The sequence below is a fragment of the Clostridium sp. CS001 genome (assembly GCF_020443565.1).
In the GTDB taxonomy this organism is placed as follows: Bacteria; Bacillota; Clostridia; order Clostridiales; family Clostridiaceae; genus Clostridium_AD.
The window spans coordinates 1-22,701 of sequence record NZ_JAIZZN010000011.1; the positions used below are offsets into that span (position 1 = coordinate 1).

Below are 22,701 nucleotides of genomic sequence, written 5' to 3' on the forward strand. Positions count from 1 at the left end.
ATGTAGTTTCTGTTCGTCAGACCAGAGTTTTGCCGCCGACTTCCTTCAGATTCCACGTCACCATGGACACCCTTGTCTTAAGCTATGCACTTGGCACTATTAACCCGTGCTGGGGACTTTCACCCTTTAGATTGCGCCCATGCTGGGCGCACAATAAAATAAGAGATAAGGGCACTAGTGCCCTTATCTCTGTTATAAACCTACACTAATTAAAAGTGCAGTATCTACCTTCTTCATATCATTATCAGTCATATGACCAATCTTTTCCTTTAACCTTTTCTTATCTAGTGTTCTTATCTGTTCAAGCAAAACTACAGAATCTTTATTTAACCCATACTCTTCTGAAGAAATCTCCACATGAGTAGGTAGTTTTGCCTTGTTTATCTGTGACGTAATTGCTGCAATTATAATAGTGGGGCTATACTTATTACCAATATCATTTTGAATTATAATTACTGGCCTAATCCCACCTTGCTCTGAGCCTACAACAGGACTCAGATCAGCATAAAATATATCTCCTCTTTTCACTATTATTGTCATTAGGCAAATCACTCTCCGAAAGCTTAACTTCATATTCGTTAAAATCTTTACTATCAATTTCAAAACCTATGCCAGCTATTTCCAAATTTAGCTCGGCCATGTCTAAATAACCTTGTTTCATTTCATCTATATCATTAATTCTTTTCTTTTCCTCTATATATAATACTATAGCTTCCCTAATAAATTCACTTCTTTTTTTACAATCTTTTTCAAGTGCCTTATTAAATTCAATGTAGAGTGTTTCTGAGAGGTTTACTACTAATTTCTTTGAAGTTGACATAAAAAATTTAATACCTCCTATTTACTTAAGTAACAATATGTATAGATTTTTTATAACTCTACTTAAGCAACAATATGTATAAAGCAATTATAATTCAACCGCTGTCAATCTGTCAAAGAAATTATCCGTATTTTCGCCCTTTTACACCAAGCATTCTTACACATAACTGGGTTATTCTACATATAACCCAGTTATGTTACACATAGTTTCTTACTTTTACGACTTTACCTTCTTTAATATAAACCCTTGGAACTCTTTTGCTAATCATGCAGACTACTTCATAGCTTATGGTTCCTATAAGTCCCGCAATGGTGTCTGCGGTAAATTTCTTTTCTCCATCTTCCCCCATTAGTATAACCTCATCCCCAATATTTACTCCATCAATATCCGTAACATCAATCATACATTGATCCATACAAATACTACCAATTACTGGAGCAAACTTACCCTTGACTATAACCTTTGCCTTATTAAATAAAAGCCTGGTATATCCATCAGCATATCCAACTGGAAGTGTAGCTATAACACTTTCTCTCTCTGTTTTAAACCTTCGTCCATAGCCTACATATTCTCCTATAGGCAAAGTTTTAAGGTGCACCACATTTGTTTTTAAAGTCATTACAGGTTTTAACTTTATACTTTCCTTATTTACCTCCTCAGATGGATAATATCCATAAAGTATTATTCCTGGACGTACTGCCTCATAATGAGCCTCAGGCAAGTCCATAATAGCAGCACTATTTGCAGTATGTCTCATTTTTATGTTCACTTTCTTTGCTTTTAACTTTTCACAAAAGTCATTGTACTTTTTCATTTGTCCAAAAGTATAAGTCTTATCCTTTTCATCTGCAGATGAAAAGTGAGAAAACATCCCTTCTACAACAATGTTAGGTAGATTATAAATATTGCATACTTCTTCTACACTTTCATCACTTGGTAGATATCCAATCCTAGCCATACCTGTATCTACAACTATGTGAATCTTAGCAATCTTATTTTTCTTTTGAGCAATTTTTGACAATTCTTTTGCAAATTCATAGGAATATACAGCTTGTTCTATGTCATATCTCAATAAATCGTTTATTAAATTTGGTGGCGTAAATCCTAAAACCATTATCGGGCATTCAAGGCCCGACCGCCTAAGTTCCATTGCTTCACTTATTACAGCCACTGCTAATCTGTCTGCTCCATTTTCTAGAAGCACCGGTGCTACATCTACCGCTCCATGCCCATAGGCATCTGCCTTAACAACCGCTATGATATTTTCACTTTTAGATACCCGTCTTATTTCCCTCATATTATGAGCTAATTTATCTAAATCAATCTCTGCCCATACAGGTCTTAAATGCCTAAACATCGCCATCACCTCATCTGTTATTTAAAATACATTCATACGCTTATGTCTATATCTTTATGGTACTGAAAACTCTGATTCTTCTATTTTTACATTAGGAAGAAAATTAGTATATATTACCTCAATCTTTTCTTTTCCCTTAGTATCGTAAATAACTAATTTTTCTGGTATCATTTTTTTAGTATTAACATAAAGCAACGCATTGTTAATATTCTTATTGTTACCTGGTATGAATAAATCAATTACTGTGTACTGAACATCATTGATGTTTTTCGTAACGTATTTGATTTCCTCATTTGTATATAATAATCCTATGTACTCGCCAATAAAACATAGTTTTAGCACTTCATCAAAATCCTTGCTTTGGATATAACTTGTTCCATTGTTTTTGTTATTAATATAAATTCTGTCATCAGTTTTATAAATAAATACCCTATCTTTGTTTAATTCTAATTTGTATCCGCCTCCCCTCAAATATGATTGTGTAGCCTTATAGTTAATTGTCTGCTTATCATTCTTAACAACCATATCCATTTCCGTTGTATAGCTTTCCATACTTTTCAAAAAGGTTGTGATGTCATTGGTATCCTTTGGTTTTCTACCACAAGAAGTTAAAATTATGGAGTTTAAAAGTAACAAAAGACTTAAAAGTACTAGTAATCTTCTTTTCATTGTTGTCCCCCTAATATTTCTAGAGTACTTGTTCCTAACAAATCATTTCACTACTAATACTATTACTTAGCCTTTCATACTATTACAAAAATATCTATTAAGAAAAAAGTAGTCTTTCTTACTACTCTTTAACCTCTTCATTTCCTATCTTTGACTCAAGTATTGCATAAGCCACTGCACTATCTTCACCATGAGATATGCTAAGATGAATATTATATTGTCCTTCTTTTTTAGCAATTAACTTTGCCTTTCCTTTTAAAATTACTATTGGTTTTCCAAGAGTTGTTCTGTCAATTTCTATATTTTTAAAATTAAAGCCCCTAAAGCCTGTTCCTAAGGCTTTAGCCACAGCCTCTTTTGCTGCAAATCTCCCAGCAACATATTCTGCTCTTAAATTCCTGCTTTTAAGATATTCAAGTTCAGTAGTTGTAAAAATCTTTTCTAGAAACCTCTCATTACTTTCCATAGCACTCTTTATTCTCCGTATTTCAACAATATCAATACCTACGCCAAGAATCAAAACTTACACCTCCACTTGTTAATACATGTTTACAAATTTCAACTTTTACATTTATAAAACATTAGTTTTAACTTTACCACTAAAACTTAATAATAATCATAATAACATAGTTATTATGATTATTATAATACTATTGATATTTCATAGTATATCAACTTGAATTTTCTGTCATATAACAAAAAGAGGAGAAATCTCCTCAAATCCTAAAAATAATTCGCAATATTAACAAGTTGCTATGTTTTTTAAAGCCTCATCAAAATCTATAATATATTCATCAATGTATTCACCTAATATGTCAATCATGTGGATAGGTGATACTGTATTATCGTACAACATCTTTATAAGATTTTTAACTTTATATCTTTGTGGGCTTATGTTTTGCACACAATCTCTTTCTATGCACACCACCATATCATCAATAATGTCCTGCCTTTCAACCTCAATACCATAAGCTTGTACAATAGTAGGATCATCATAGGCCGACATCCAAATGTCACTTCTTACTAATCTATAAAAATAATTATGTCGTACATCAACTTCTGTTACTTTCTTAGATAAATTCTCTATAACTACCATATTTGTTTCCCCCTATACTATGTTATACAAGTATAGTAACACCACTTTTCAGAAAATTGTGTCATTTCATGCAGTGGTTAAAAAAGTATAATTTCTTTTAAGTGACAACTTCAACCTTTTGTAGCCATATTTTTATAATTATTAAAGTATAATCAGTAGTTCTAATGTATCAAAGCTAGCCTTTCTTGTCGAAATTATAATAATTTTATCTTAAAGTTTTTTTAAATAAGATGAAACTTTTTTTAAAATCCAGTAATCCCCCTTAATTTTTTTTCCTTACAGTTGTTTTTTAACATTATTATGCCCCTTCTTAACCTGTTCCACCTGCATCTGAGTCATATCATGAGTAGAAAACTTAGCCTCGTTATATATTTGTGTCATCTCTTCTAAATTCTCAAAATTATCCACACTAATTTTAGTCACATTCTTTAGTTGAGTAGCAGTCATGTATGGCTTATAAATATCTACTTCCTCAGTTATCTTCTCAAAACCTTTATATGTAGAGAGTATCTTATCCCTATTGCTTCCCCCAGCATAAAAAACCTTTCCAAATAAGTCCCGTACCCAGTGTTTTTTGCTACCTTTCCTGGTAATCTTCTCCTTCTCTTCAACAAATCCATTATATATTTTTGCTTCACTTTTAAACCTTGATATAAACTTATATATGATGTATAAAATCACAAGTAAAATCATAATTTTAAAAGCTAAAATTATTACTGGCGCCACTTCAATTCCTTTATATTCCTTTAAAATAGGTTCTTCGGTAAATTTCTTATCAATTACACTTTCACCTATATTAAAAACTTTACGTTTTATTATAAGCTCCTTTAGCCTATCTGAAATTGCCCCAAGTGGCCCTCCAAAGATTTTTACAAGAATGTTTGTTATTATTAAAAGTATAAAACTTGCTAGCTTCATAAGTAAACTTAGCAATCCAGCAACGATCTTCCCAGCATAATCTAGTGATAAGGTAAGAACTGCAACGACTATAACTATATTTGTAACTATAGAGTTTTTACCCTTAACGTCATATACATATCTTCGAGATTCTCTCATAAGTATGATAATCATAGTTATATATAGAATATGAAACTTATAAATATTATTTACAAATTCAATACCCAAGGTAAATGAAATAATCCAAGCTAGTAATAAAACTATCATAGATTTATTTATATCTTCCTTATATTTAGAATATTCTATGGGGCTTTTATCCATGGAATAAGTCACTAAAGTCATGAATAAGAGAAAGATTGTATTTATAATTAGGTTTTGACCTTTGAAAAACATAAAAGAAGGCACTATAGAAAATCCAAATGGCACTATTACTATAATTATATTTTTTAACTCTCTGCTACTAAGATACTGTACTAAAAAAACAGCACTTAAGGTAACTAAAAACAGTTTATAATCTACTGAATTCTTAAATAACCACTTACTTAAAGTTGACCAAATTATAAAAGAAATAGTAACAAAGCTTATACTATATATACTCTTGATTTTTCTATACCAGCTCATCACTAAGCCTCCCCTTTATAATCAATCTTTTCAATACCAGAAATGCATGGAACAGTAGCATTTAACGAAACATCTATGATTTTAAGTAAAATGCCACGTCTTTTCAGTTTGGATAAAATATTAGCACTTTCTTCGTCTAGATATGGCGTAATAATTACATAGGTAGAATTTCTATTAAATTCTGAAATCTTACTTGTTAAATACTCGCTTAGCTTAACTGTAACACTATAGCTCATCCTTGCACTAAGTTCCATTATCCTCCTAAGAGCATTGATGTCTGGGTATACCTCGGCAGGAATCTTTGTTTCAACACCAATTAATTGGGAGTTTGTCCACATTCCTGATGGAACCCCTTGCTTAATTGCAATGGCTGCAATAGATGCTGCCACTTTAATTGCATTTTCTATAAGTGCCGGTTGAATATTACCCCAATATGGCTCACCACATTGGATGTTTACAATCATTGTAAGTTCCCTATCTGAAGTAAAATCATATTCTTTTACCATTAATTTATTCATTTTCAAACTGGATTTCCAATGAATATCCTTCATTCTATCCTCTACATTATACTCTCTTATGCCTTTAATATATAATGGATCTTGGTGAATCCACCTTTTAACATAGTTATCTCCTTGGAAATTAGTGTTTGCAAACTGAAAGTCTTCTATGCTCATAAGTCTTGGATAAACTAAAAGCTCTAAGAAATCTTCTGTGGCAATGGTCTCTGCTGAAAACCCAAATAAATCTCCTACTGTAACATTAATATCTCTTAAAATATATGCGCCTCTTCGTCTACATTTTAATTTGTAAACTCTTCTTTTTCTCTCATACCAGCCTATTGTGTACTTGCTTAAATGCCATAAATCAGTTCCTTCTTTAAACTGATTATTATCCGATACAAATTCTATATCTATTGGCATCTTTTCACTAAGCGTCAAAAATGATATGGGCAATCTTTTATTATTCTCAATTGTTGTAGTTAGCATAAATTCTTCATCTGGCATAATTCTATCTTTATCAATACTTCTAGTAATCTTCAGGTTATCAAAGCCTCTTTTTCTTGTAAATTCACCTATGAAAAATATAATAGTTAGTATTGCTAGTATCAAGGCAAACCGTATGAACATAGCTCTCCCCCTATAACTTTTCGAGTGGTGCTTTAATAGTAGTTATAATTTCTTCAATAAGTGCTTTGCTCTTAACTCCTGAGCTTAGTTCATTTTTAAGCATTAATCTATGGCTTAATATAGGTATAGCAAGTTCCTTAATATCCTCTGGAATAACATAGTCTCTCCCACGTATAGCGGCTAGCGCTTGACTTCCCTTCATCATGTTTAGAGTAGCTCTTGGACTACACCCAAGTTCTATCTCCCTATGACCTCTTGTAGCATTCACTATGGATATTATGTAATCTTTTATTTCTTCACTAACATGCACCAGGGTATAATTATTTTGAACATATTCTATCTCTTCCATTGTAACTACAGCTTGAAGATCATTCATTGGGTCCTTTGTCATAAATCTATTCATCATGGTCTTTTCCTCGGAAGTGTCCGGATATCCCATGGAAAGCTTCATAAAAAATCTATCCAGTTGTGCTTCTGGCAATGGAAAGGTTCCAAATTGTTCCACTGGATTTTGAGTAGCTATTACGAAAAAGGGTTTTTCAAGTTTTATAGTATTACCCTCTACAGTAATTTGCCTCTCCTCCATGCACTCTAAAAGTGCAGATTGTGTTCTAGGTGTAGCTCTGTTAATTTCATCTGCTAAAACAAATTGACTTAAAAGCGGTCCTTTTCTAAACTCAAAATCTTGGTTTTTTTGGTTGTAATAATATATCCCCGTTAAATCTGAAGGCAGTAAATCTGGTGTAAACTGTATCCTCTTAAAACTACAATTCATAGAACTTGAAAGACTCTTTGCAAGCTTAGTTTTACCAAGGCCAGGAACGTCCTCTATAAGTACATGCCCAGAACATATAAAACACACAATTATCTTATCCATAGTGTCTTCTTTACCTACTATAACTGTACCAACATTTCCCTTGACCTTCTGTCTAAATTCTTCAAATTTCTTTATGTCCATTTATTAACCCCCCATTAACCTATGTATTCATTCTTAATTATTCATTAAATATATTTATAAATATATTTATAAATATATCATATTTAGTGATTATTTTAAACATAATTGTTATTATAAATTTCTAATTGTTACTATATTTAACAACATAATTAACCTAAGGCAAATCCTTTCCTCCTTTTAAAAAAACCCCTTACTACAATGTAAGAGGTGTAAAGTTATAACATATGCAAAAATGCTGGAAAAGCTATAGTTAATCCTGTAATGATAAGTCCGCATATGAATGAGCCTACTACTGCACACATAACAGATCTTTTAAAATCTAACTTTAAAAAAGCAGCTATAGCAGTCCCAGTCCAAACTCCTGTGGTAGGAAGCGGTATTGCAATAAAAGTTATAAGTGCTATTTCTTCAAACTTTTCAAACTTAGCTTTATTCTTATTTATTTTTCTGTCAATTAGATTATATAATCCACTAAATAATTTATATTTACCTAGCCAATCAAATATTTTATTAAAACATATTAATATAAAAGGAACTGGTAGCAGACTTCCAACAAAAGTTAATAAAAAAACTACCACTGGATTAATCCCATATGTATGTATTCCAAGTGGTATGGACACTTTCTGTTCAAAAAGAGGTACTGCTGCCAGCAATAATACTTTTAACCAATTCATAACGATTCTCCTTACTTGCAAAATTCCATTTAAATTTATTACTTGCAATACTATTATAGGCAATGTACCTCCATACTTTCAAGTCATATTATAAGTTAAAGATAAAATTTAATTATATATTCATAACTTTAAATATCAATTACATGATGTTGTCTGGCTTCGCCAATAAAAAATACTGCCATAGCTCCAGGGCCACTAAATCTTCCAACTACAGGTCCAATAAAGTGAATGATTACTTCTTTAACTGTAACCTTTTCAAGTATTTCTTGTTTAAGTTTTACAGCCTCCTCATAACAATCTGCATGACAAATAGCTATTGTTTGATTTTCAGGGTTTGTAATCTTCTCCTTTAGGATCTCCGCAAGCTTAGTTAGTGATTTCTTTCGTCCTCTAACCTTCAGTAGTGGTATTACCTTCCCTTCATGGTTCAAGGTAAGTATAGGCTTTATATGCAGTACTAAGCCTAATGTAGCTGCTACATTAGATATTCTTCCACCTCTTTTTAAAAAGTTTAAATCCTCCACAGTAATATAAGTATTTAAATTTTGTATTAAATTTTGTATTTCGGAAACAATCTCCTGGGCACTAGCGCCTTCCTTCTTCATTTCCACTGCTTTCATAACCATAAGACCTTGACCAAGAGATGCTGTTAACACATCAATAATATATATACGAGTGCTAGGGAATTCTTCGAGAGTAGCAACCTTACCAATGTTAGCACTATTATAAGTACCACTAAGTCCAGAGGAAACTCCAATATAAACTATATCCTTATTTTGTTCTGCAGCTGACTTAAAAATCTTATAAAAGCTTTCAGAATTTGCTTGTGAAGTGTTCGGTAGCGCTCCATTTCTAAGGTCATCAAAAAACTTCTTTTGACTTACAGTCTGTCCCAAATCATCTAAGAACTCTTCACCATTATAACTAAATGGTAACTTGGCAAAAGGAATGTTGTTCTCATAAATATATTCCTTTGGCAAATCACAACAAGAATCGGTCATTATAACAAAATCTTTCATTTGCATTCCTCCTATTTTTCCATATTTATTTATTTATTTATTTATTTATTTATTTATTTATTTATTTATTTATTTATTTATTTATTTATTTATGTTTATTAATATTAATCTTATTTTAACACCATCGAAGACGTAAAATACACCTTCTTATTATAAATCTCTAATAATATTTTAAGTTTCTACTAATAAAGTAATATCCCCTTAATAATTCCTCTAATTTTAAGGTATTACGTTAGGCAATGCCTTAAAACTATAGCATAAAAAGCACCTCCTGTAAAACAAATTAAAATATCTTTAGGTGTTCTTACACATATAGGATACTTTGCTATTGCTTTCTAAATACTCATATACTATAATTCTAATAATAACTATTATTCTTAGATAATAATTAGAGGGGTGATCATATTAATGAATAACTTAGATGTAAAAGAAGATGAAATGCTCAAAGGTAAAAGGTGGAAGTGCGTAGTTTGTGGCGAAGAATTTACCGGATCAAATCCGCCTGAAATGTGCCCTGCTTGTGGTGCAGTTGCAGATCAATTTATTCAAGTATCAGAAAGCAAAGTAACCTTTAACTCTGACAAAAAGGAAAGGTTTATAATCATTGGTAATGGTGCTGCCGGATATTATGCTGCAGGTGCTATTAGAAAGAGAAACAGTGAATGTTACATAGAGATAATCTCAGAGGAACGCTACTTAACATATTACAGACCTTCAATTTCTGATGCAATCGGCAAAGACATTAAAGAGGATTCCTTCTACTTATCTCCAAAGGAGTGGTACGTAGATAATAACATAACCCTTACCTTAGGAGTGCAAGTTCAAGCCTTAAACCCTAATGAAAAACAAGTATTGTTTAATGATGGTAGTGCTATAGGTTATGACAAGTTAATCTTAGCTAATGGAAGCAAGAACTTTATGATTCCTGTAGAGGGCGTAGATAAACCCGGAGTATTTTCTTTAAGAGATATAGAAGATTTAAAGGCTATCAACACTAAACTTATAAATTCTAAAAATGTAGTCATTGTAGGTGGAGGACTTTTAGGACTTGAAGCTGCATATGAAATTAGCAAAGCTGGTCTACATGTTTCCGTGGTGGAATTTAATAACTCTCTTCTAAATAGACAATTAGATGGTGAAAGTAGCTTATTACTTAAAACTGCAGTTGAAAACCAAAATATCGAAGTTATACTAGGCGACTCAGTTAAATCTATTAATGGCCGCTCTTGTGTTGAATCAGTTAATTTACAGAGTGGAAAAGTAATAGATTCAGACTTAGTTCTATTTTCAACAGGTATATCCCCAAACAAAAGCATAGCTGATAATACCGACATATTAACTAATAGAGGGATACTAATCAATGAGAACATGGAAACTAATATTAAAGACATATATGCCTGTGGAGACGTTGCAGAATTTAAGGGTATGGTATATGGCAATTGGGCTACTGCAGTGCAAATGGGTAAAGCTGCAGGTACAAATGCAGTAGGCCATAGCCAAGAACTACTACCTTCAATAGGAGTTATTTCTTTCAACTCCATGGGCTTAACTCTATTGTCTGTAGGTGAAATTCCTAAAGAATCATCAAAAACTATTATTTTAAAAGATGAGGAAAACAAGATATACAAGAAATTATTCTTCACTAAAGACATATTGGTTGGTGGTATCTTAATAGGAGACACCAAATCTTCTGCTAAACTAATAATGGCGATAAAAGGAGCAAAAACCCTAAACCAAGTACTGGGTGAGGGTTTAATATAGGTAGAGAGTATAAAACTTCTTCTGCGTGCCTTGCAACAGAACTGGAAGGTATTAATTTTATTAAGAAATTAATACCTTCTATTCCATTAATGCTTTATGAATACCCTCTGACAGCGACTTTGCTAACTTATCTTGGTAATCACTGGATGATAATAGCTTGTCCTCTGAAACGTTTGATTGGAAACCCATTTCTACTAAAATAACAGGAACCTTAGACCAATTAAAGCCTGTCATATCATCCCTTTCAGAAACTCCCCTATTTTTCATACCAATGTCATCAATTAATTTGTTAAGGACTGCTGTTCCATATTTTTTACTTACATTATATATGTTTCCTGTGTATTTATTATTTGCAGGCACTAGCATAGATGCTCCATTTACAGATGAACTATCACTTGAGTCAGCATGAATTCTTATAACTAAATCTGCATTAGCTTTATTTCCAATCTCTGCTCTTGCAATATTTCCAAGCATTTGTTTGTTTTCTGTTTTAGTCATTATTACTGTATAACCCTTTTCTTGTAGCAGACTCCTTAGCCTAATTGCTACCTCCATATTGACCAAGTACTCAGGTGTTTTTGTATTAATGCCCTGTGCTCCACCTGGCTCTTTTACTTTCATTATAGTGGACCCTGGCGCTTGTTGCTCTTTTACTAGACTTGTAACACTTGCATGACCTGGATCTATAACAATAGTTGTTTCTGAAGGTTTTTTAGAAACCTTTTTATATTCCTCAGTTTTAATTTGAGGCTCTTCTTTATCTTGAACTTTCACTTCTGTTTTAACTTCTTTTGAAGCTTCAAATTTTACCTCAGTCTTTACCTTAGGTGCTGGTTTTTCTTGTGGCTTAACTATGTTTTCTTCTTTTTCTTTTATTTCCTGATTTTCTTTTGCTAGTGCTTGCTCTTTATCAATATTACTGGTGTTTTTAATTTCTTCATTGATTTTTATAGCCTGAAGGGATCTTTCGCTTGTTTTCATTGAATAAGTTACCCTATATAACATTGCACCTAAAATAGATAAACACATTAAAGTTAATAAAAACTTTTTCATTTTTCGCATCTTAAGTCTCCTCATATGATGTGATTATAAATAGTATTCACAGTCTCTTCTTCCTTGTTTGATTATTTTATAATCATGCAGTTTTAACATTTTTTCTTTTTGAGTAGGCCAAAATTATACCTAAGGCAAGGGATAAAAATGCAGCTGCCAGTACTCTGTATTCACCTGGTAGTAGGAATGTTAATGTATGTGCTGGTATCCAAAATATTGGAATAGTTTTAAAAAGAACAAAACTCACAAACCCATACCAATCTATTTTATTAGTTACTGCTTTAAGCTTGACCTTTTTAATCTTACTAAGCTTTCCTTCTCCTAAATCTATGAAGGTATCCGTAAGTCTATGTAATGCCATGAAAGTAGGCCCAAATATTAAATTCATAAAAGAGCTTGTAAAAAATGCAAATAATAATTTACCTGAAAAAGTATCTACAGAAGCATTAGGCAATAAACCCTTATTCATTGCTCCTCTTACCCCACCTGCAAATAATTCAAAGGCTATAACAAACCCCATTCCTAAAAAACCCCAAACTAAAAATTTATATGTAATTCCTACAGGTTTCTTGTAATCTCCAGTTGCAATTCTAAGTGCTAGTATTTCTCCCATAGTGGCTAAGATTGCAACCTTTATGAACCCTAGCATATAAGGATGTGCCTTATTAGCTGCGGTATAAATTGCGTTACTTGATGGATACGCCAATAAAAAAGCAATTACTAGTAATGTTCCAATCCATATTAAATCCTTTTTTTTCACTATAATTCCCCCTTTGTAACAATTATAAATTGTTAAATACCCACCCATTATATCAGAATCTTAAAATAGTTTACAGATTTTTTTCAATGGTTTCAATATTCTAAAAAATAGCATTAATATTACAGAATCAAAGTGATAGTTTAAAACTTTGTTAGTATTGCTACACAAAAAAGTTAGTAAAATTAAATTTTACTAACTTTTTTATATTTCTATATTGTCTAAGAGGGGAGTGATTGGATATCCAGTATTAACTTTTTTCTTTTACTTGGGGGATAAAGATTGTTAATACTGGTTGTACTAAAGCTTTCTATGAACTTAGTATATACTTATTATAGTTACTTGTCAATATTTATTGTTAATTAATATTTATTCTTTTATACTCTTTCATAAATCCTTCTTCACCATTTAAAACAAACTTATTAATAACATGGGCAACACCATTTTGCTCATTGGTTTTAGTAATAAAATTTGCAACCCTTTTAAGTTCTGGAAATGCATTTCCCATTGCAACACCTAATCCAGCATACTTAACCATATGTATATCATTGCCAGCATCACCTATACATATAACTTCCTCTTGTTTAATGTTAAGTTCTTGTGCGAGAGCTTCAACTCCAGCTCCCTTGTTAACTGATTTATGTAGAAACTCTAAGAAAAAAGGTGCACTTCTAACTACTGTATATTTACTAAGCAATGTTTCCGGAATCTTTTTAATTACTTCATCTATAATCTTTGGATCATCTATAAACATAACCTTTAGTATGTTTGTATCCTTAGGTACATCTTCTACAGCAATTATCTCACTATGAATCAGATTTATTTCTGACTCTAGTCTAGTGTATTTGCTATCTTTAGGTGAAATTACTGTATTCTCAGTTAATGCATGTATATTGACTTTTAACTCTATACTCAACTCATACAATTCTTCATAATCTTTCAAATCCAATGTAGTTTTGGATATTATTTTGTTTCCCCCAGAGCTTTGAACTATCGCCCCATTAAATGCTACTACATAATCATCCTCTGAAACTAAGTTAAGGTCTTCTAAATATCTTTTAAATCCAACTAGAGGCCTTCCTGATGCTAATACAACTTTTACCCCATTTTCTCTTGCCTTTTGTATTGCTTCATAGTTCTCCGGTGAAATCTCTCTCTCTTCATTCAACAATGTTCCATCCATATCTATTGCTACTAACTTATACATTAACTACCTCCGTATATCTACATTTCTTAAATATCAATCTATACTATATCATACAATTTTATAAGAAATACATTTCATACTTTGTAAACTTTGCGTGAATTTATCGTCAAACACTATATCAATATATTATAATAGTGTTTAATGTAGATTATCATTGGGTTTTTAATTATGGAAACTACATATAATATTTTTACGTGAATTTTGTAGTCATAAGCACATAACAACAGTTTTTATGAATTTTAAGACTTAATAACGTTAAGTTGATGAAATATTAATGACATCCTTACCATTTTAATGTAATATAAATACTATATTTTTATATAAAAGGAGATTACAAATAAGATGCTAAAAAAAGAAAAGCCATTAATTATTGCTCTATCTACTATTATCTTTACAGCATTATTATATGTTATTTTCACCTTAAATAAATTGAGCACATATACCACGCCTTCAAATATTGTTTCTGAGAAAGGTGTGTTAGCTCTTGAAGCTTTTTACTTTGGTGTGTTGCTTATGATTGCCTTATATCACCTCTATTTATATACTTTCAATCCAAGTGATAATTCTAATCTTTATTTTTGCGCGCTTTGCATTGTTGTATCTTTTAGGGTCTTAATCCTCAGTAACACTTATTTTTTACCTTTTAATAATAGCTTAAGTTATAATCTTCTTTTGAAGTTGGAATACTTAACTTTCTATGCCTGCGTTTACCTCTCATTAAGTTATATAACTGTAGTTTTTAATGATTATTGTTCAAAGAAAACCATAAAAACCTTTCAATTTATCTCAAGTTTATTTATGGCTATTACTATATTTATTCCTTTAGTGCTTGCATCAAAAATCTTTATGGTATTTCAAATATTGACTTTAGCAATTATTATGTATGCAACCTTTGTTATTTTAAAGGTCTTTCATAATAAAAAACACGCTCATTTAATTACTAAACTCCTTTACTTCTTAGCTATACTACTAAGCTTAACGTCAATATTGCACAATATAGGTATAAATAAATTATACAATTACTCCTTGTTAGGATTCTTTATTTTCACGCTTTTAAATACTTTTACATTAGCAATGAGTCAATCTAAAGTTTATGAAAAAATTGAAAAGTTATCTAAGGAGAAAGAACAATATCTTTTAGCAGAAAAACTTAGCGAAGTTACCTTTCTTTTAAATTCTACTTTAAACCTACAAGAAGTTTTAGATAAATTATTAAAAGGTTTAAAAGAATTAGTGCCTTATGATAGCGCCTCATTTTTCATGGAAGAAAACGGTATCCTTAATATTGTAAAAGCAACTGGTTTCAAAAACATGGGTGAAGTATCTAAAGTTTCTATCAATAAAAAACATGATTCTTTATTTAAAGAAATATATGAAACTAACATCCCATTAACTGTTTCAAATGTTAAAAATGATCCTCGTTTTACACATTATATGAGTCAATCAACCATTGAAAGTTGGATGGGCATACCAATAATCTTTAAATCAAAAATTATCGGCATATTAACACTTGATTCAACTAAAGAGAACATTTATACTAAGTATCACTCTAACATAGGATTGTCCTTTGCCTACCACGCAGGAATCGCTATAGAAAATGCTACTTTATATGGTAAGACTAAAGAACTAGCTAGTATAGATCCTTTGACTAACTTATATAATAGGCGTAGTTTTTTTGAAATTGCAAATATAAACTTTGATAAATCAAAAGCATTATTGCAAACTATTTCTGCTATTATGATTGATATTGATGATTTCAAAAAAATAAATGACAAATTAGGTCACCATATCGGCGACTTAGTATTAACACGTCTTTCTAAAGTTTGTTCTGAAAACTTAAGTAAAAAGGATATTTTAGGCCGTTTTGGTGGCGAAGAATTTGTCGTCTTACTACCTGATACTACCTTTGAAGAAGCTCAAGTAATAGCAGAAAACTTAAGATATGCAATAGAAAATAACCCTGTAGTTATTAGGCAATCAGATTCAATACCAATAACCTCAAGTCTTGGCGTTGCTTCCATTACTCCGGTAGAACAAGATTTAGATTCCTTGTTTGTGGCGGCAGATAAAGCAATGTATCAGGCTAAGGCATTGGGCAAAAACAAAGTTATGGCAATAAATTTAGACACGTAAGGGCTGTATAAGATTTCTCCTGCATGATTTGCAAAAGAGCTGGAAGTTGGAAATTCCATTAAGGAATTCTAATCTTTTGAAAATATAAAATTCTCTAGCGCTCACATTCGCCGTCCTGGCTCAGTTCGCTACCCTGCCGTCCTGGCAGGGTTACAAGAATTTTATATTTTCAAAAGAAGAATTTCTAAATGCAATTTCAACAACTTCTGCGCTTCTATTGCAAATCCTTCCGCAGAAATCTTATAATTTTTAGTGGTCGTAAATTTGATGTTGGAAAGAGGATGTGAATACAATTAACCTTAACAGAATATGAATTTTGTGTTTTGTTTCAAAAGGGTGGTTGTATAGATATTGTAGAAATGTTTTCTAATATGATGGATTTAATTATCATAGAAAATAATGAAAAGAATAAATAAACTTCTTCTAACAAAAAACTGCCATGATTAATTACCATAGCAGTTGAGATAATGCCCTTAATATTATTAAAAACTAAAGACTATATTTTTTTCTTTTGACACCTCTTACACACCATAATTTTTTCACCACTACCTGTAACTAGTTCATATAGTAACTTTATTCTTTCCGCCTTACATACAGGACAAGTTCCCCTTCCTCTAGATGGAAGCTTCCACAGACATTTACCACGATATTGTTTCCCCATATTAAATCCCCCTTTTGATATCTAGTGTTTATTTTTTTATAATCAATACTAATAATATTAATTACAAAGGGAATTTATGATTATTTTTTATTGTAGAATTATTATTCTCAGACCACCCAACCTCTAAGTAGCATTAAATAAGATATGTATAAAATCTTCCCGCAGTGACTTGCAATAAGAAACGACAAAACAATTGAAATTTGATTTAGAAATTCTTCTTTTGCGAATATAAAATCCTCGTAAGCCTGCCAAGGACGGCAGGCTAGCGAACCCGAAGCAGGACGCTGAGTGTGAGCGCTAGAGGATTTTATATAAGCAAAAGATTAGAATTTCTTAATCAAATTCCTAGTTTTGAGTTCTTTTGCAAGGCACGTAGGGAAGATTTCATACTTCTTAATTTCTCTATAGCTCTCTTTATTACTTCCTCTGTATTCATGTGAGAAGTATCTATAACTAAATCATAATTACTCTCATCATTTATATCAACCTTATAAATATCCTTAAATCTACTAACCTCTAGCCTTCTTCTTTCAATTATATTCTCTTTAGCTTCATTCCTTGAAGCGTATTTCTCTGATTTACCCCTATCATCTTTCATGGCGCGGTCTACTGCAACCTCTAGGTCTACCTTTAAATAAATCTTAAAGGAATCCGGTATAAAGTTCCACGCAAGTCTAGCATCAAAAATAAAGTTGTTTTCTTTCTTTCCAATTTCCAATGTTCTATTGTCAACTTCATGATCTAAGTTATTATCTAGCATATACTGATTGTATTCTGTTATAGAGATGCCCTTTTCTATTGCTAAACTTCTTTGAAGCTCACCTACGCTAAAATAAGTATAATCCAAAGTCTCACTTATAGCCTTTGCAACAGTGCTCTTGCCTGAATATAAGTCTCCTGTTATAGTTATTTTCAATTCAAAATCATCCCCTATATTAGAATTTATTACCATGAATAACTCATCCGCCTATAGTACTAATTATACTTTAAAAACATACATTTTGGTACTATTAGCATGTCACAACTATTATGGTCTATTCATATTATACATAGTGATTATTTAATTTAATCGCCATAAGGAGGTAAGCTATGTACCAAAATCAATATATGATGTGTAATATGAATCTATTGGAAAAATCCTTAGAAGGAATTAAAGCAGCAGCTTCTGGTGAAAGAGAAGATGAATTATTCTATGATTACTTAATAAGTGTCGCTCCTACAGAAGATGAAAAAGTCATTATTGCCTCAATAAGAGATGATGAACGTGGACATAATAAAATGTTTAGACAAATATATAAAAGCATCACTGGTGTGACTCTACCCCCTAGTTCAGATTCAGACGGAGAATTTACCAAACCTATCTCTTATATTGAAGGCATTAAAAAAGCGCTATTTGGAGAACTTTCCGCTGTAGAAAAATACAGACAAATCAGAATGGGACTTCCAACTACAATGTATAGAGATATACTCTTCAACATCATAACCGACGAAATAAAGCACAGCGCAAAATATAATTACTTATTCACGCTAAACAGCCATAACATGCATATGGATATGCAAAGAACAATGCCCACCTCCATAAATGCAGACAAATTTTATCCACATAATTGGACGGATTATATAAAGTAATTATGAGATTTCCCCTAAATGATTTCTAAGAAGAAACAAAACTATTAAAACTTAATCTATAATCCAAGATACTCTCTATTACCCACCCCTCCAAACTGCATATATAAAATTAGTATGAGATTTCTCCGAGGTGACTTGCAATAAGAAACGATAAAACTAGAACTTTTATTTAGAAATTCTAGTTTTAAGTTCTTATTGCAAGGCACGCAGGAGAAATCTCATGCTGCTTTAAACACTCATTGACAGAATTAGGATTTAGGGCTACAATTTAATTAAATGTTATGTAATAACCATTATCGTTTTATATTAGTTTTTACAAATCGAAAAGGACGGTGACTAGTATGATATTTCAATGCAAAAGTATAAACTTTTACAACAATGAAGCTGAAACAAAACTTGTTACATATTTTGAGGGTTCAAGCCCAGATAACTTAAATTTGGTTTTAGACAATGATATGATTAATAAAATTAAATTTGTTTTAGATAGTGAAGATTTTAAAGGCAAGCAAGGCGAGGTTCAAAACATTAATTTATTTAGAACTGAATGTCCTAAGAACATAATGTTAGTAGGCATTGGCAAAAAAGAAGACTTCAATTTAGATAAATTAAGAAAATCTATAGGAAAAGCAACAAAAGAGGCTGCAAAACTAAAATCTAAATCCATTGATTTAAACATAGAAAATTTACTTAGTGTAATGAGTTTAGATGAAACTATGCGAACTATATCTGAGGCAGCAGTGATGTCTAGTTATAAGTTTGATAAGTATAAGTCAGATAAAAAAGCTTCAACATTAGAAGAATTCAACATAATATACACAGATGAAAATCAATTAAAGGATATTAATAAGGGAATTAATGAGGGCTCAATCCTTGGACAAGCTAACTTATTAGCTAGAACCTTAGTTAATGAACCTTCTAATGTACTTGGACCTATTGAACTGGCAGAGCAGGCAAAAAAGGCTGGCGATGAAAGTGGTTTTGAAGTAGAGATATTTGATGAAGTTTCTATAAAGGAACTAAACATGCAAGCATTTCTTGCGGTAGCTAGAGCTTCTGTTAAACCACCAAGACTTATTGTAATGAGGTACAACGGAAATCCCGAAAAGAAAGAAGAAATATTAGGACTTGTTGGTAAGGGTCTTACTTATGACAGTGGTGGATTATCTATAAAGCCTACTAACTCAATGGTTTCCATGAAATCTGATATGGGTGGTGCTGCGGCTGTAATTGGTGCTATGACTGCCATAACAAAACTAAAAGCAAAAGTTAATGTGGTAGCGGTAGTTGCTGCTTGTGAAAATATGATTGATGGTGATGGTTACAGACCAGGTGACATAATTGGCTCTATGGGTGGTAAAACTATAGAAGTACTTAACACTGACGCAGAAGGAAGATTAACTCTTGCAGATGCAGTGCACTATATAATTGAAAAAGAGCATGCAACTAAAGTAGTAGATATTGCTACATTAACTGGTGCAGTGCTTTCAGCTTTAGGTACTACAGCTACAGGAGTAGTTTCAAACAATGATTTCTTTTATACAAGACTGGAACAGGCATCAAAAATATGTGATGAAAAGATTTGGAGATTACCTGCCTTTGATGAATATAAAGAATTAATAAAGTCTGATGTAGCTGACCTTAAAAATATAGGTGGTCCAAACGCTGGAAGTATAACTGCTGGACTATTTATTGGTGAATTTGTTAAGGAAAAGCCTTGGCTACACCTTGATATAGCTGGAACTTCTTGGGCTGACAAAGATGTTGATTATTGCTCTAAGGGTGGAACCGGTGTTGGTGCTAGACTTCTGTATCACTTAGTTAAGCAACTAGAAAATTAGAAGATTATAGACATTTAAAATAAAGCTATCAAAACACCTCTCAGGTATTTTGATAGCTTTATTTGGATATATTTACTATATCTCTAATTGCGATTGTTCCCTTTAGTATGATATCATATATCTAATAAAGATAACTAAAACAATACTTTTTCCATGTTATATATTTTCTAAATAATTAATAATTGTTTAGCACCCATGAAATCAATAGGAGGAAAGCATGAAAACTGAAGAAACACTTTATATTAATCGAAAAAAGCATTTTGAGAGTCTACTAAAAAGCCAAAATCAAACCATAAGTTTTATAAGTTTATTAAGATTTGTAATCTTCGTAAGTGGCGTAGGCTTTACAATCTTTTTCTATTTAAATGATGCTTATTATTTAAGCCTTGCTGTATTAGGTACAGCATCTATAGCCTTTACACTTTTTGCAATTAGACACAGAAAGGTAAAGCATAACAAAATTCGTTGTGCTATTTTATGCGATATTAATGAAAACTCAATAAGGCGAGTTAATAATAATTGGAAGGACTTCTCGGATAGTGGTGAAGATTTCATTGATGAAGACCATAATTACTCAAAAGATCTAGATATATTTGGTGAGAACTCTCTTTTTCAATGGATAAATACCGGCATAACCTATATTGGAAGGAAAAGACTTAAAGATTCCTTATCCTCACCTAAGTATACTGCGCAGGAAATATACAAGAGACAAGAAGCTATAAAAGAACTCTCAAATAATATTAGCTGGACGCAGAGATTTGCAGCAGAAGCAATACTTAGTGAAAATAAAAATCATAACCCTGATGAGTTGTTTAAATGGACGGAGGAGAAAAATGAGTTTTTTCTAAAACCCTTGGTAATAACTGTTATAAGGACATTGCCAGTAATAACCATACTCCTTCTTATATCATCTTTTATTTTTCCACAGGTATCTTATAAAATCGGTCTTTTAGGTATTGTGTTACATATAATACTCCTTGCGGCTGGGTATAAAGAGATAGCTAATAATTTAGATACTATATATAAATATAAAGATAGCATTCTTGTATACAATAATCTTCTTATGCATATAGAAAAGAAGAACTTCAAATCAGAGTATTTGATAAAGTTAAAAGAAAAACTTTTAAATAATGAAAAACTCACAGCTTCTTTTCAGATTAAGAAATTAGCAAATTTAGTAACACTAATATCTGATAGGAAAAATATTTACTATCTACCCATAAATATCCTTGGACTCTGGGATTATCAATGTTTAATTAATCTACAACGTTTTAAGAAAGCTAGTGGTGCTTCTTTAAAGCCTTGGCTAGAAGTTATTGGGGAAATGGAATCATTAAACAGTCTATCAACTATTGCCTATGAGAATAGTGATTGGACAATGCCAATATTTGAAACCTCTTCTCCTATTTTTAAAACTAAGCATATAGGCCACCCACTCCTTGGAAATAGTAGAGTATATAATGATATTCTCATAGAAAAATCACAAAATGTTATTTTAATAACTGGTTCTAATATGTCAGGGAAAAGCACACTGCTTAGAACTTGCGGTATTAACTTGGTTTTAGCTTATGCAGGGGCACCAGTGTGTGCTGAAAGTTTTAACTGCTCTATTATGGATATTTATACATGCATGAGGACAAGTGATAATTTAGAAAAAAACATTTCTTCCTTCTATGCAGAACTTTTAAGAATAAAAAAACTTGTAACTGCCACAAAAGACAAGGCTCCGCTTTTCTTCTTATTAGATGAAATATTTAAAGGAACAAACTCCATAGATAGGCATACGGGTGCCAAGGTTTTAGTAACCAAACTAAGCACTGAGAATGCGCTAGGCTTTGTATCTACACATGATTTAGAACTAGGTGACATAGAAAATAGTAATAGCAAAGTTAGAAATTATCATCTTAAAGAATATTATAAGGATGATAAATTATACTTTGACTATAAACTTAGACCAGGGGTGTCTACTACTAGAAATGCATTATACTTAATGAAAATGGCAGGACTTGAGATCCCGCCAGATATTGAAACTCCAGAATAAATCTATGGTTTTGTGTTCCTTTTTAGATTTTTTATAAATTAAAATTTTATTTTTTTTGATTTTTTGCAAATAAATCTTTACATTTATTTATGATTAACAATTTAACCATGTATATATCTTAGCAATTTCCCTGTGTTTCAATAGTCTTTAAATTTTACTTTTGGACAAAATAATATTATAGAATTACGATGAAAGGAGAAATGTTATGAAGCTTAATTTAATTTTAAAAAATTTTATTATATTAATTGCAATAACTGTTTCTCTAAAAGGTTCTTTTTATGTTGATTCTACAAAAGGAGAAGGAGATTATAAAGATACTTACGGTGTTCAATTAGTTTTAGCCAACTAAGAAATATATTACAAAAAAATTAAAAAAAGTTGCA

The 22,701-nt window shown here is 31.4% G+C and carries 22 protein-coding genes; 6 read left to right on the plus strand and 16 right to left on the minus strand.

Annotation, left to right across the window (positions count from 1 at the left end):
* Positions 1 to 192: 192 nt before the first annotated feature.
* The 11 genes from LGK97_RS09275 to LGK97_RS09325 all read right to left on the minus strand — a co-directional run bounded on the left by LGK97_RS09275 (position 193) and on the right by LGK97_RS09325 (position 9,238).
* Positions 193 to 540: a type II toxin-antitoxin system PemK/MazF family toxin gene (locus LGK97_RS09275; RefSeq protein ID WP_264175004.1), complete on the minus strand. Its 348-nt coding sequence runs from the start codon at positions 538 to 540 to the stop codon at positions 193 to 195.
* Positions 500 to 820 (minus strand): CopG family ribbon-helix-helix protein, encoded by a 321-nt coding sequence (locus tag LGK97_RS09280; RefSeq protein ID WP_226259484.1) that lies wholly within the window; start codon positions 818 to 820, stop codon positions 500 to 502. Before LGK97_RS09280 ends, LGK97_RS09275 begins: the two co-directional genes overlap by 41 nt.
* Positions 821 to 1,016: 196 nt before the next feature.
* A complete protein-coding gene (gene alr / locus LGK97_RS09285; protein ID WP_226259485.1) occupies positions 1,017 to 2,177 on the minus strand; it encodes an alanine racemase in 1,161 nt (386 codons plus the stop codon).
* 54 nt (positions 2,178 to 2,231) lie between these two features.
* Positions 2,232 to 2,846, minus strand: a complete 615-nt coding sequence (locus LGK97_RS09290; RefSeq protein WP_226259486.1) for a germination lipoprotein GerS-related protein — start codon at positions 2,844 to 2,846, stop codon at positions 2,232 to 2,234.
* A gap of 121 nt (positions 2,847 to 2,967) precedes the next feature.
* Positions 2,968 to 3,366: a holo-ACP synthase gene (gene acpS, locus LGK97_RS09295; protein ID WP_226259487.1), complete on the minus strand. Its 399-nt coding sequence runs from the start codon at positions 3,364 to 3,366 to the stop codon at positions 2,968 to 2,970.
* 222 nt (positions 3,367 to 3,588) lie between these two features.
* Positions 3,589 to 3,942 carry a DUF6514 family protein gene (locus LGK97_RS09300; protein ID WP_226259488.1) on the minus strand — a complete coding sequence of 118 codons (354 nt, stop codon included), beginning with the start codon at positions 3,940 to 3,942 and terminating at the stop codon, positions 3,589 to 3,591.
* Between the two features lie 276 nt (positions 3,943 to 4,218).
* Complete coding sequence (locus LGK97_RS09305; RefSeq protein WP_226259489.1) at positions 4,219 to 5,460, minus strand: hypothetical protein; 1,242 nt, start codon at positions 5,458 to 5,460, stop codon at positions 4,219 to 4,221.
* Positions 5,461 to 5,462: 2 nt separating this feature from the next.
* Positions 5,463 to 6,587 carry a DUF58 domain-containing protein gene (locus tag LGK97_RS09310; RefSeq protein ID WP_226259490.1) on the minus strand — a complete coding sequence of 375 codons (1,125 nt, stop codon included), beginning with the start codon at positions 6,585 to 6,587 and terminating at the stop codon, positions 5,463 to 5,465.
* A 10-nt stretch (positions 6,588 to 6,597) separates the two neighbouring features.
* On the minus strand, positions 6,598 to 7,545 hold the full coding sequence (locus LGK97_RS09315; protein ID WP_226259491.1) for an AAA family ATPase: 948 nt from the start codon (positions 7,543 to 7,545) through the stop codon (positions 6,598 to 6,600).
* Between the two features lie 215 nt (positions 7,546 to 7,760).
* The gene (locus tag LGK97_RS09320) at positions 7,761 to 8,219 is read right to left on the minus strand and encodes a COG2426 family protein (RefSeq protein WP_226259492.1); all 459 of its coding nucleotides are present in this window, start codon (positions 8,217 to 8,219) and stop codon (positions 7,761 to 7,763) included.
* Positions 8,220 to 8,347: 128 nt separating this feature from the next.
* Positions 8,348 to 9,238 carry a DegV family protein gene (locus LGK97_RS09325; RefSeq protein WP_226259493.1) on the minus strand — a complete coding sequence of 297 codons (891 nt, stop codon included), beginning with the start codon at positions 9,236 to 9,238 and terminating at the stop codon, positions 8,348 to 8,350.
* Positions 9,239 to 9,646: 408 nt separating this feature from the next.
* Here LGK97_RS09325 and LGK97_RS09330 point away from each other — a divergent pair, with 408 nt between their 5' ends.
* On the plus strand, positions 9,647 to 10,999 hold the full coding sequence (locus LGK97_RS09330) for an FAD-dependent oxidoreductase (RefSeq protein WP_226259494.1): 1,353 nt from the start codon (positions 9,647 to 9,649) through the stop codon (positions 10,997 to 10,999).
* A 78-nt stretch (positions 11,000 to 11,077) separates the two neighbouring features.
* On the opposite strand, the gene LGK97_RS09335 is transcribed toward LGK97_RS09330, so the two are convergent.
* The 3 genes from LGK97_RS09335 to yidA all read right to left on the minus strand — a co-directional run bounded on the left by LGK97_RS09335 (position 11,078) and on the right by yidA (position 14,016).
* Positions 11,078 to 12,061: an N-acetylmuramoyl-L-alanine amidase gene (locus tag LGK97_RS09335; RefSeq protein ID WP_226259495.1), complete on the minus strand. Its 984-nt coding sequence runs from the start codon at positions 12,059 to 12,061 to the stop codon at positions 11,078 to 11,080.
* Between the two features lie 73 nt (positions 12,062 to 12,134).
* Positions 12,135 to 12,812, minus strand: coding sequence for a hypothetical protein (locus LGK97_RS09340; protein WP_226259496.1), 678 nt, complete (start codon positions 12,810 to 12,812; stop codon positions 12,135 to 12,137).
* A 355-nt stretch (positions 12,813 to 13,167) separates the two neighbouring features.
* Positions 13,168 to 14,016: a sugar-phosphatase gene (yidA, locus tag LGK97_RS09345; protein WP_226259497.1), complete on the minus strand. Its 849-nt coding sequence runs from the start codon at positions 14,014 to 14,016 to the stop codon at positions 13,168 to 13,170.
* Between the two features lie 342 nt (positions 14,017 to 14,358).
* On the opposite strand from yidA, the gene LGK97_RS09350 reads away from it, so the two are divergent.
* Positions 14,359 to 16,149, plus strand: coding sequence for a diguanylate cyclase (locus LGK97_RS09350; protein WP_226259498.1), 1,791 nt, complete (start codon positions 14,359 to 14,361; stop codon positions 16,147 to 16,149).
* A 496-nt stretch (positions 16,150 to 16,645) separates the two neighbouring features.
* Here the strand turns inward: LGK97_RS09350 and LGK97_RS09355 are convergent, their stop codons facing one another.
* Together LGK97_RS09355 and cmk are read right to left on the minus strand one after the other, a co-directional pair.
* Positions 16,646 to 16,810, minus strand: a complete 165-nt coding sequence (locus tag LGK97_RS09355) for a hypothetical protein (protein WP_226259499.1) — start codon at positions 16,808 to 16,810, stop codon at positions 16,646 to 16,648.
* Between the two features lie 337 nt (positions 16,811 to 17,147).
* Positions 17,148 to 17,762: a (d)CMP kinase gene (gene cmk / locus LGK97_RS09360; protein ID WP_226259500.1), complete on the minus strand. Its 615-nt coding sequence runs from the start codon at positions 17,760 to 17,762 to the stop codon at positions 17,148 to 17,150.
* Between the two features lie 137 nt (positions 17,763 to 17,899).
* Between cmk and LGK97_RS09365 the strand changes: the two genes are divergently transcribed.
* The 4 genes from LGK97_RS09365 to LGK97_RS09380 all read left to right on the plus strand — a co-directional run bounded on the left by LGK97_RS09365 (position 17,900) and on the right by LGK97_RS09380 (position 22,667).
* Positions 17,900 to 18,439: a ferritin-like domain-containing protein gene (locus tag LGK97_RS09365; RefSeq protein WP_226259501.1), complete on the plus strand. Its 540-nt coding sequence runs from the start codon at positions 17,900 to 17,902 to the stop codon at positions 18,437 to 18,439.
* A 341-nt stretch (positions 18,440 to 18,780) separates the two neighbouring features.
* Positions 18,781 to 20,277, plus strand: a complete 1,497-nt coding sequence (locus LGK97_RS09370) for a leucyl aminopeptidase (RefSeq protein WP_226259502.1) — start codon at positions 18,781 to 18,783, stop codon at positions 20,275 to 20,277.
* Positions 20,278 to 20,494: 217 nt separating this feature from the next.
* Positions 20,495 to 22,318, plus strand: a complete 1,824-nt coding sequence (locus LGK97_RS09375; RefSeq protein ID WP_226259503.1) for a MutS family DNA mismatch repair protein — start codon at positions 20,495 to 20,497, stop codon at positions 22,316 to 22,318.
* Between the two features lie 205 nt (positions 22,319 to 22,523).
* Positions 22,524 to 22,667, plus strand: coding sequence for a hypothetical protein (locus LGK97_RS09380; protein WP_226259504.1), 144 nt, complete (start codon positions 22,524 to 22,526; stop codon positions 22,665 to 22,667).
* Positions 22,668 to 22,701: the final 34 nt, after the last annotated feature.

Excerpts from the sequence above, each read along its gene's own strand:
- LGK97_RS09275 (WP_264175004.1), bottom strand. The coding sequence starts at position 540 with ATGACAATAATAGTGAAAAGAGGAGATATATTTTATGCTGATCTGAGT.
- LGK97_RS09280 (WP_226259484.1), bottom strand. The coding sequence starts at position 820 with ATGTCAACTTCAAAGAAATTAGTAGTAAACCTCTCAGAAACACTCTAC.
- alr (WP_226259485.1), bottom strand. The coding sequence starts at position 2,177 with ATGTTTAGGCATTTAAGACCTGTATGGGCAGAGATTGATTTAGATAAA.
- LGK97_RS09290 (WP_226259486.1), bottom strand. The coding sequence starts at position 2,846 with ATGAAAAGAAGATTACTAGTACTTTTAAGTCTTTTGTTACTTTTAAAC.
- LGK97_RS09300 (WP_226259488.1), bottom strand. The coding sequence starts at position 3,942 with ATGGTAGTTATAGAGAATTTATCTAAGAAAGTAACAGAAGTTGATGTA.
- LGK97_RS09305 (WP_226259489.1), bottom strand. The coding sequence starts at position 5,460 with ATGAGCTGGTATAGAAAAATCAAGAGTATATATAGTATAAGCTTTGTT.
- LGK97_RS09310 (WP_226259490.1), bottom strand. The coding sequence starts at position 6,587 with ATGTTCATACGGTTTGCCTTGATACTAGCAATACTAACTATTATATTT.
- LGK97_RS09315 (WP_226259491.1), bottom strand. The coding sequence starts at position 7,545 with ATGGACATAAAGAAATTTGAAGAATTTAGACAGAAGGTCAAGGGAAAT.
- LGK97_RS09320 (WP_226259492.1), bottom strand. The coding sequence starts at position 8,219 with ATGAATTGGTTAAAAGTATTATTGCTGGCAGCAGTACCTCTTTTTGAA.
- LGK97_RS09325 (WP_226259493.1), bottom strand. The coding sequence starts at position 9,238 with ATGAAAGATTTTGTTATAATGACCGATTCTTGTTGTGATTTGCCAAAG.
- LGK97_RS09330 (WP_226259494.1), top strand. The coding sequence starts at position 9,647 with ATGAATAACTTAGATGTAAAAGAAGATGAAATGCTCAAAGGTAAAAGG.
- LGK97_RS09335 (WP_226259495.1), bottom strand. The coding sequence starts at position 12,061 with ATGCGAAAAATGAAAAAGTTTTTATTAACTTTAATGTGTTTATCTATT.
- yidA (WP_226259497.1), bottom strand. The coding sequence starts at position 14,016 with ATGTATAAGTTAGTAGCAATAGATATGGATGGAACATTGTTGAATGAA.
- LGK97_RS09350 (WP_226259498.1), top strand. The coding sequence starts at position 14,359 with ATGCTAAAAAAAGAAAAGCCATTAATTATTGCTCTATCTACTATTATC.
- LGK97_RS09355 (WP_226259499.1), bottom strand. The coding sequence starts at position 16,810 with ATGGGGAAACAATATCGTGGTAAATGTCTGTGGAAGCTTCCATCTAGA.
- cmk (WP_226259500.1), bottom strand. The coding sequence starts at position 17,762 with ATGGTAATAAATTCTAATATAGGGGATGATTTTGAATTGAAAATAACT.
- LGK97_RS09365 (WP_226259501.1), top strand. The coding sequence starts at position 17,900 with ATGTACCAAAATCAATATATGATGTGTAATATGAATCTATTGGAAAAA.
- LGK97_RS09370 (WP_226259502.1), top strand. The coding sequence starts at position 18,781 with ATGATATTTCAATGCAAAAGTATAAACTTTTACAACAATGAAGCTGAA.
- LGK97_RS09375 (WP_226259503.1), top strand. The coding sequence starts at position 20,495 with ATGAAAACTGAAGAAACACTTTATATTAATCGAAAAAAGCATTTTGAG.
- LGK97_RS09380 (WP_226259504.1), top strand. The coding sequence starts at position 22,524 with ATGAAGCTTAATTTAATTTTAAAAAATTTTATTATATTAATTGCAATA.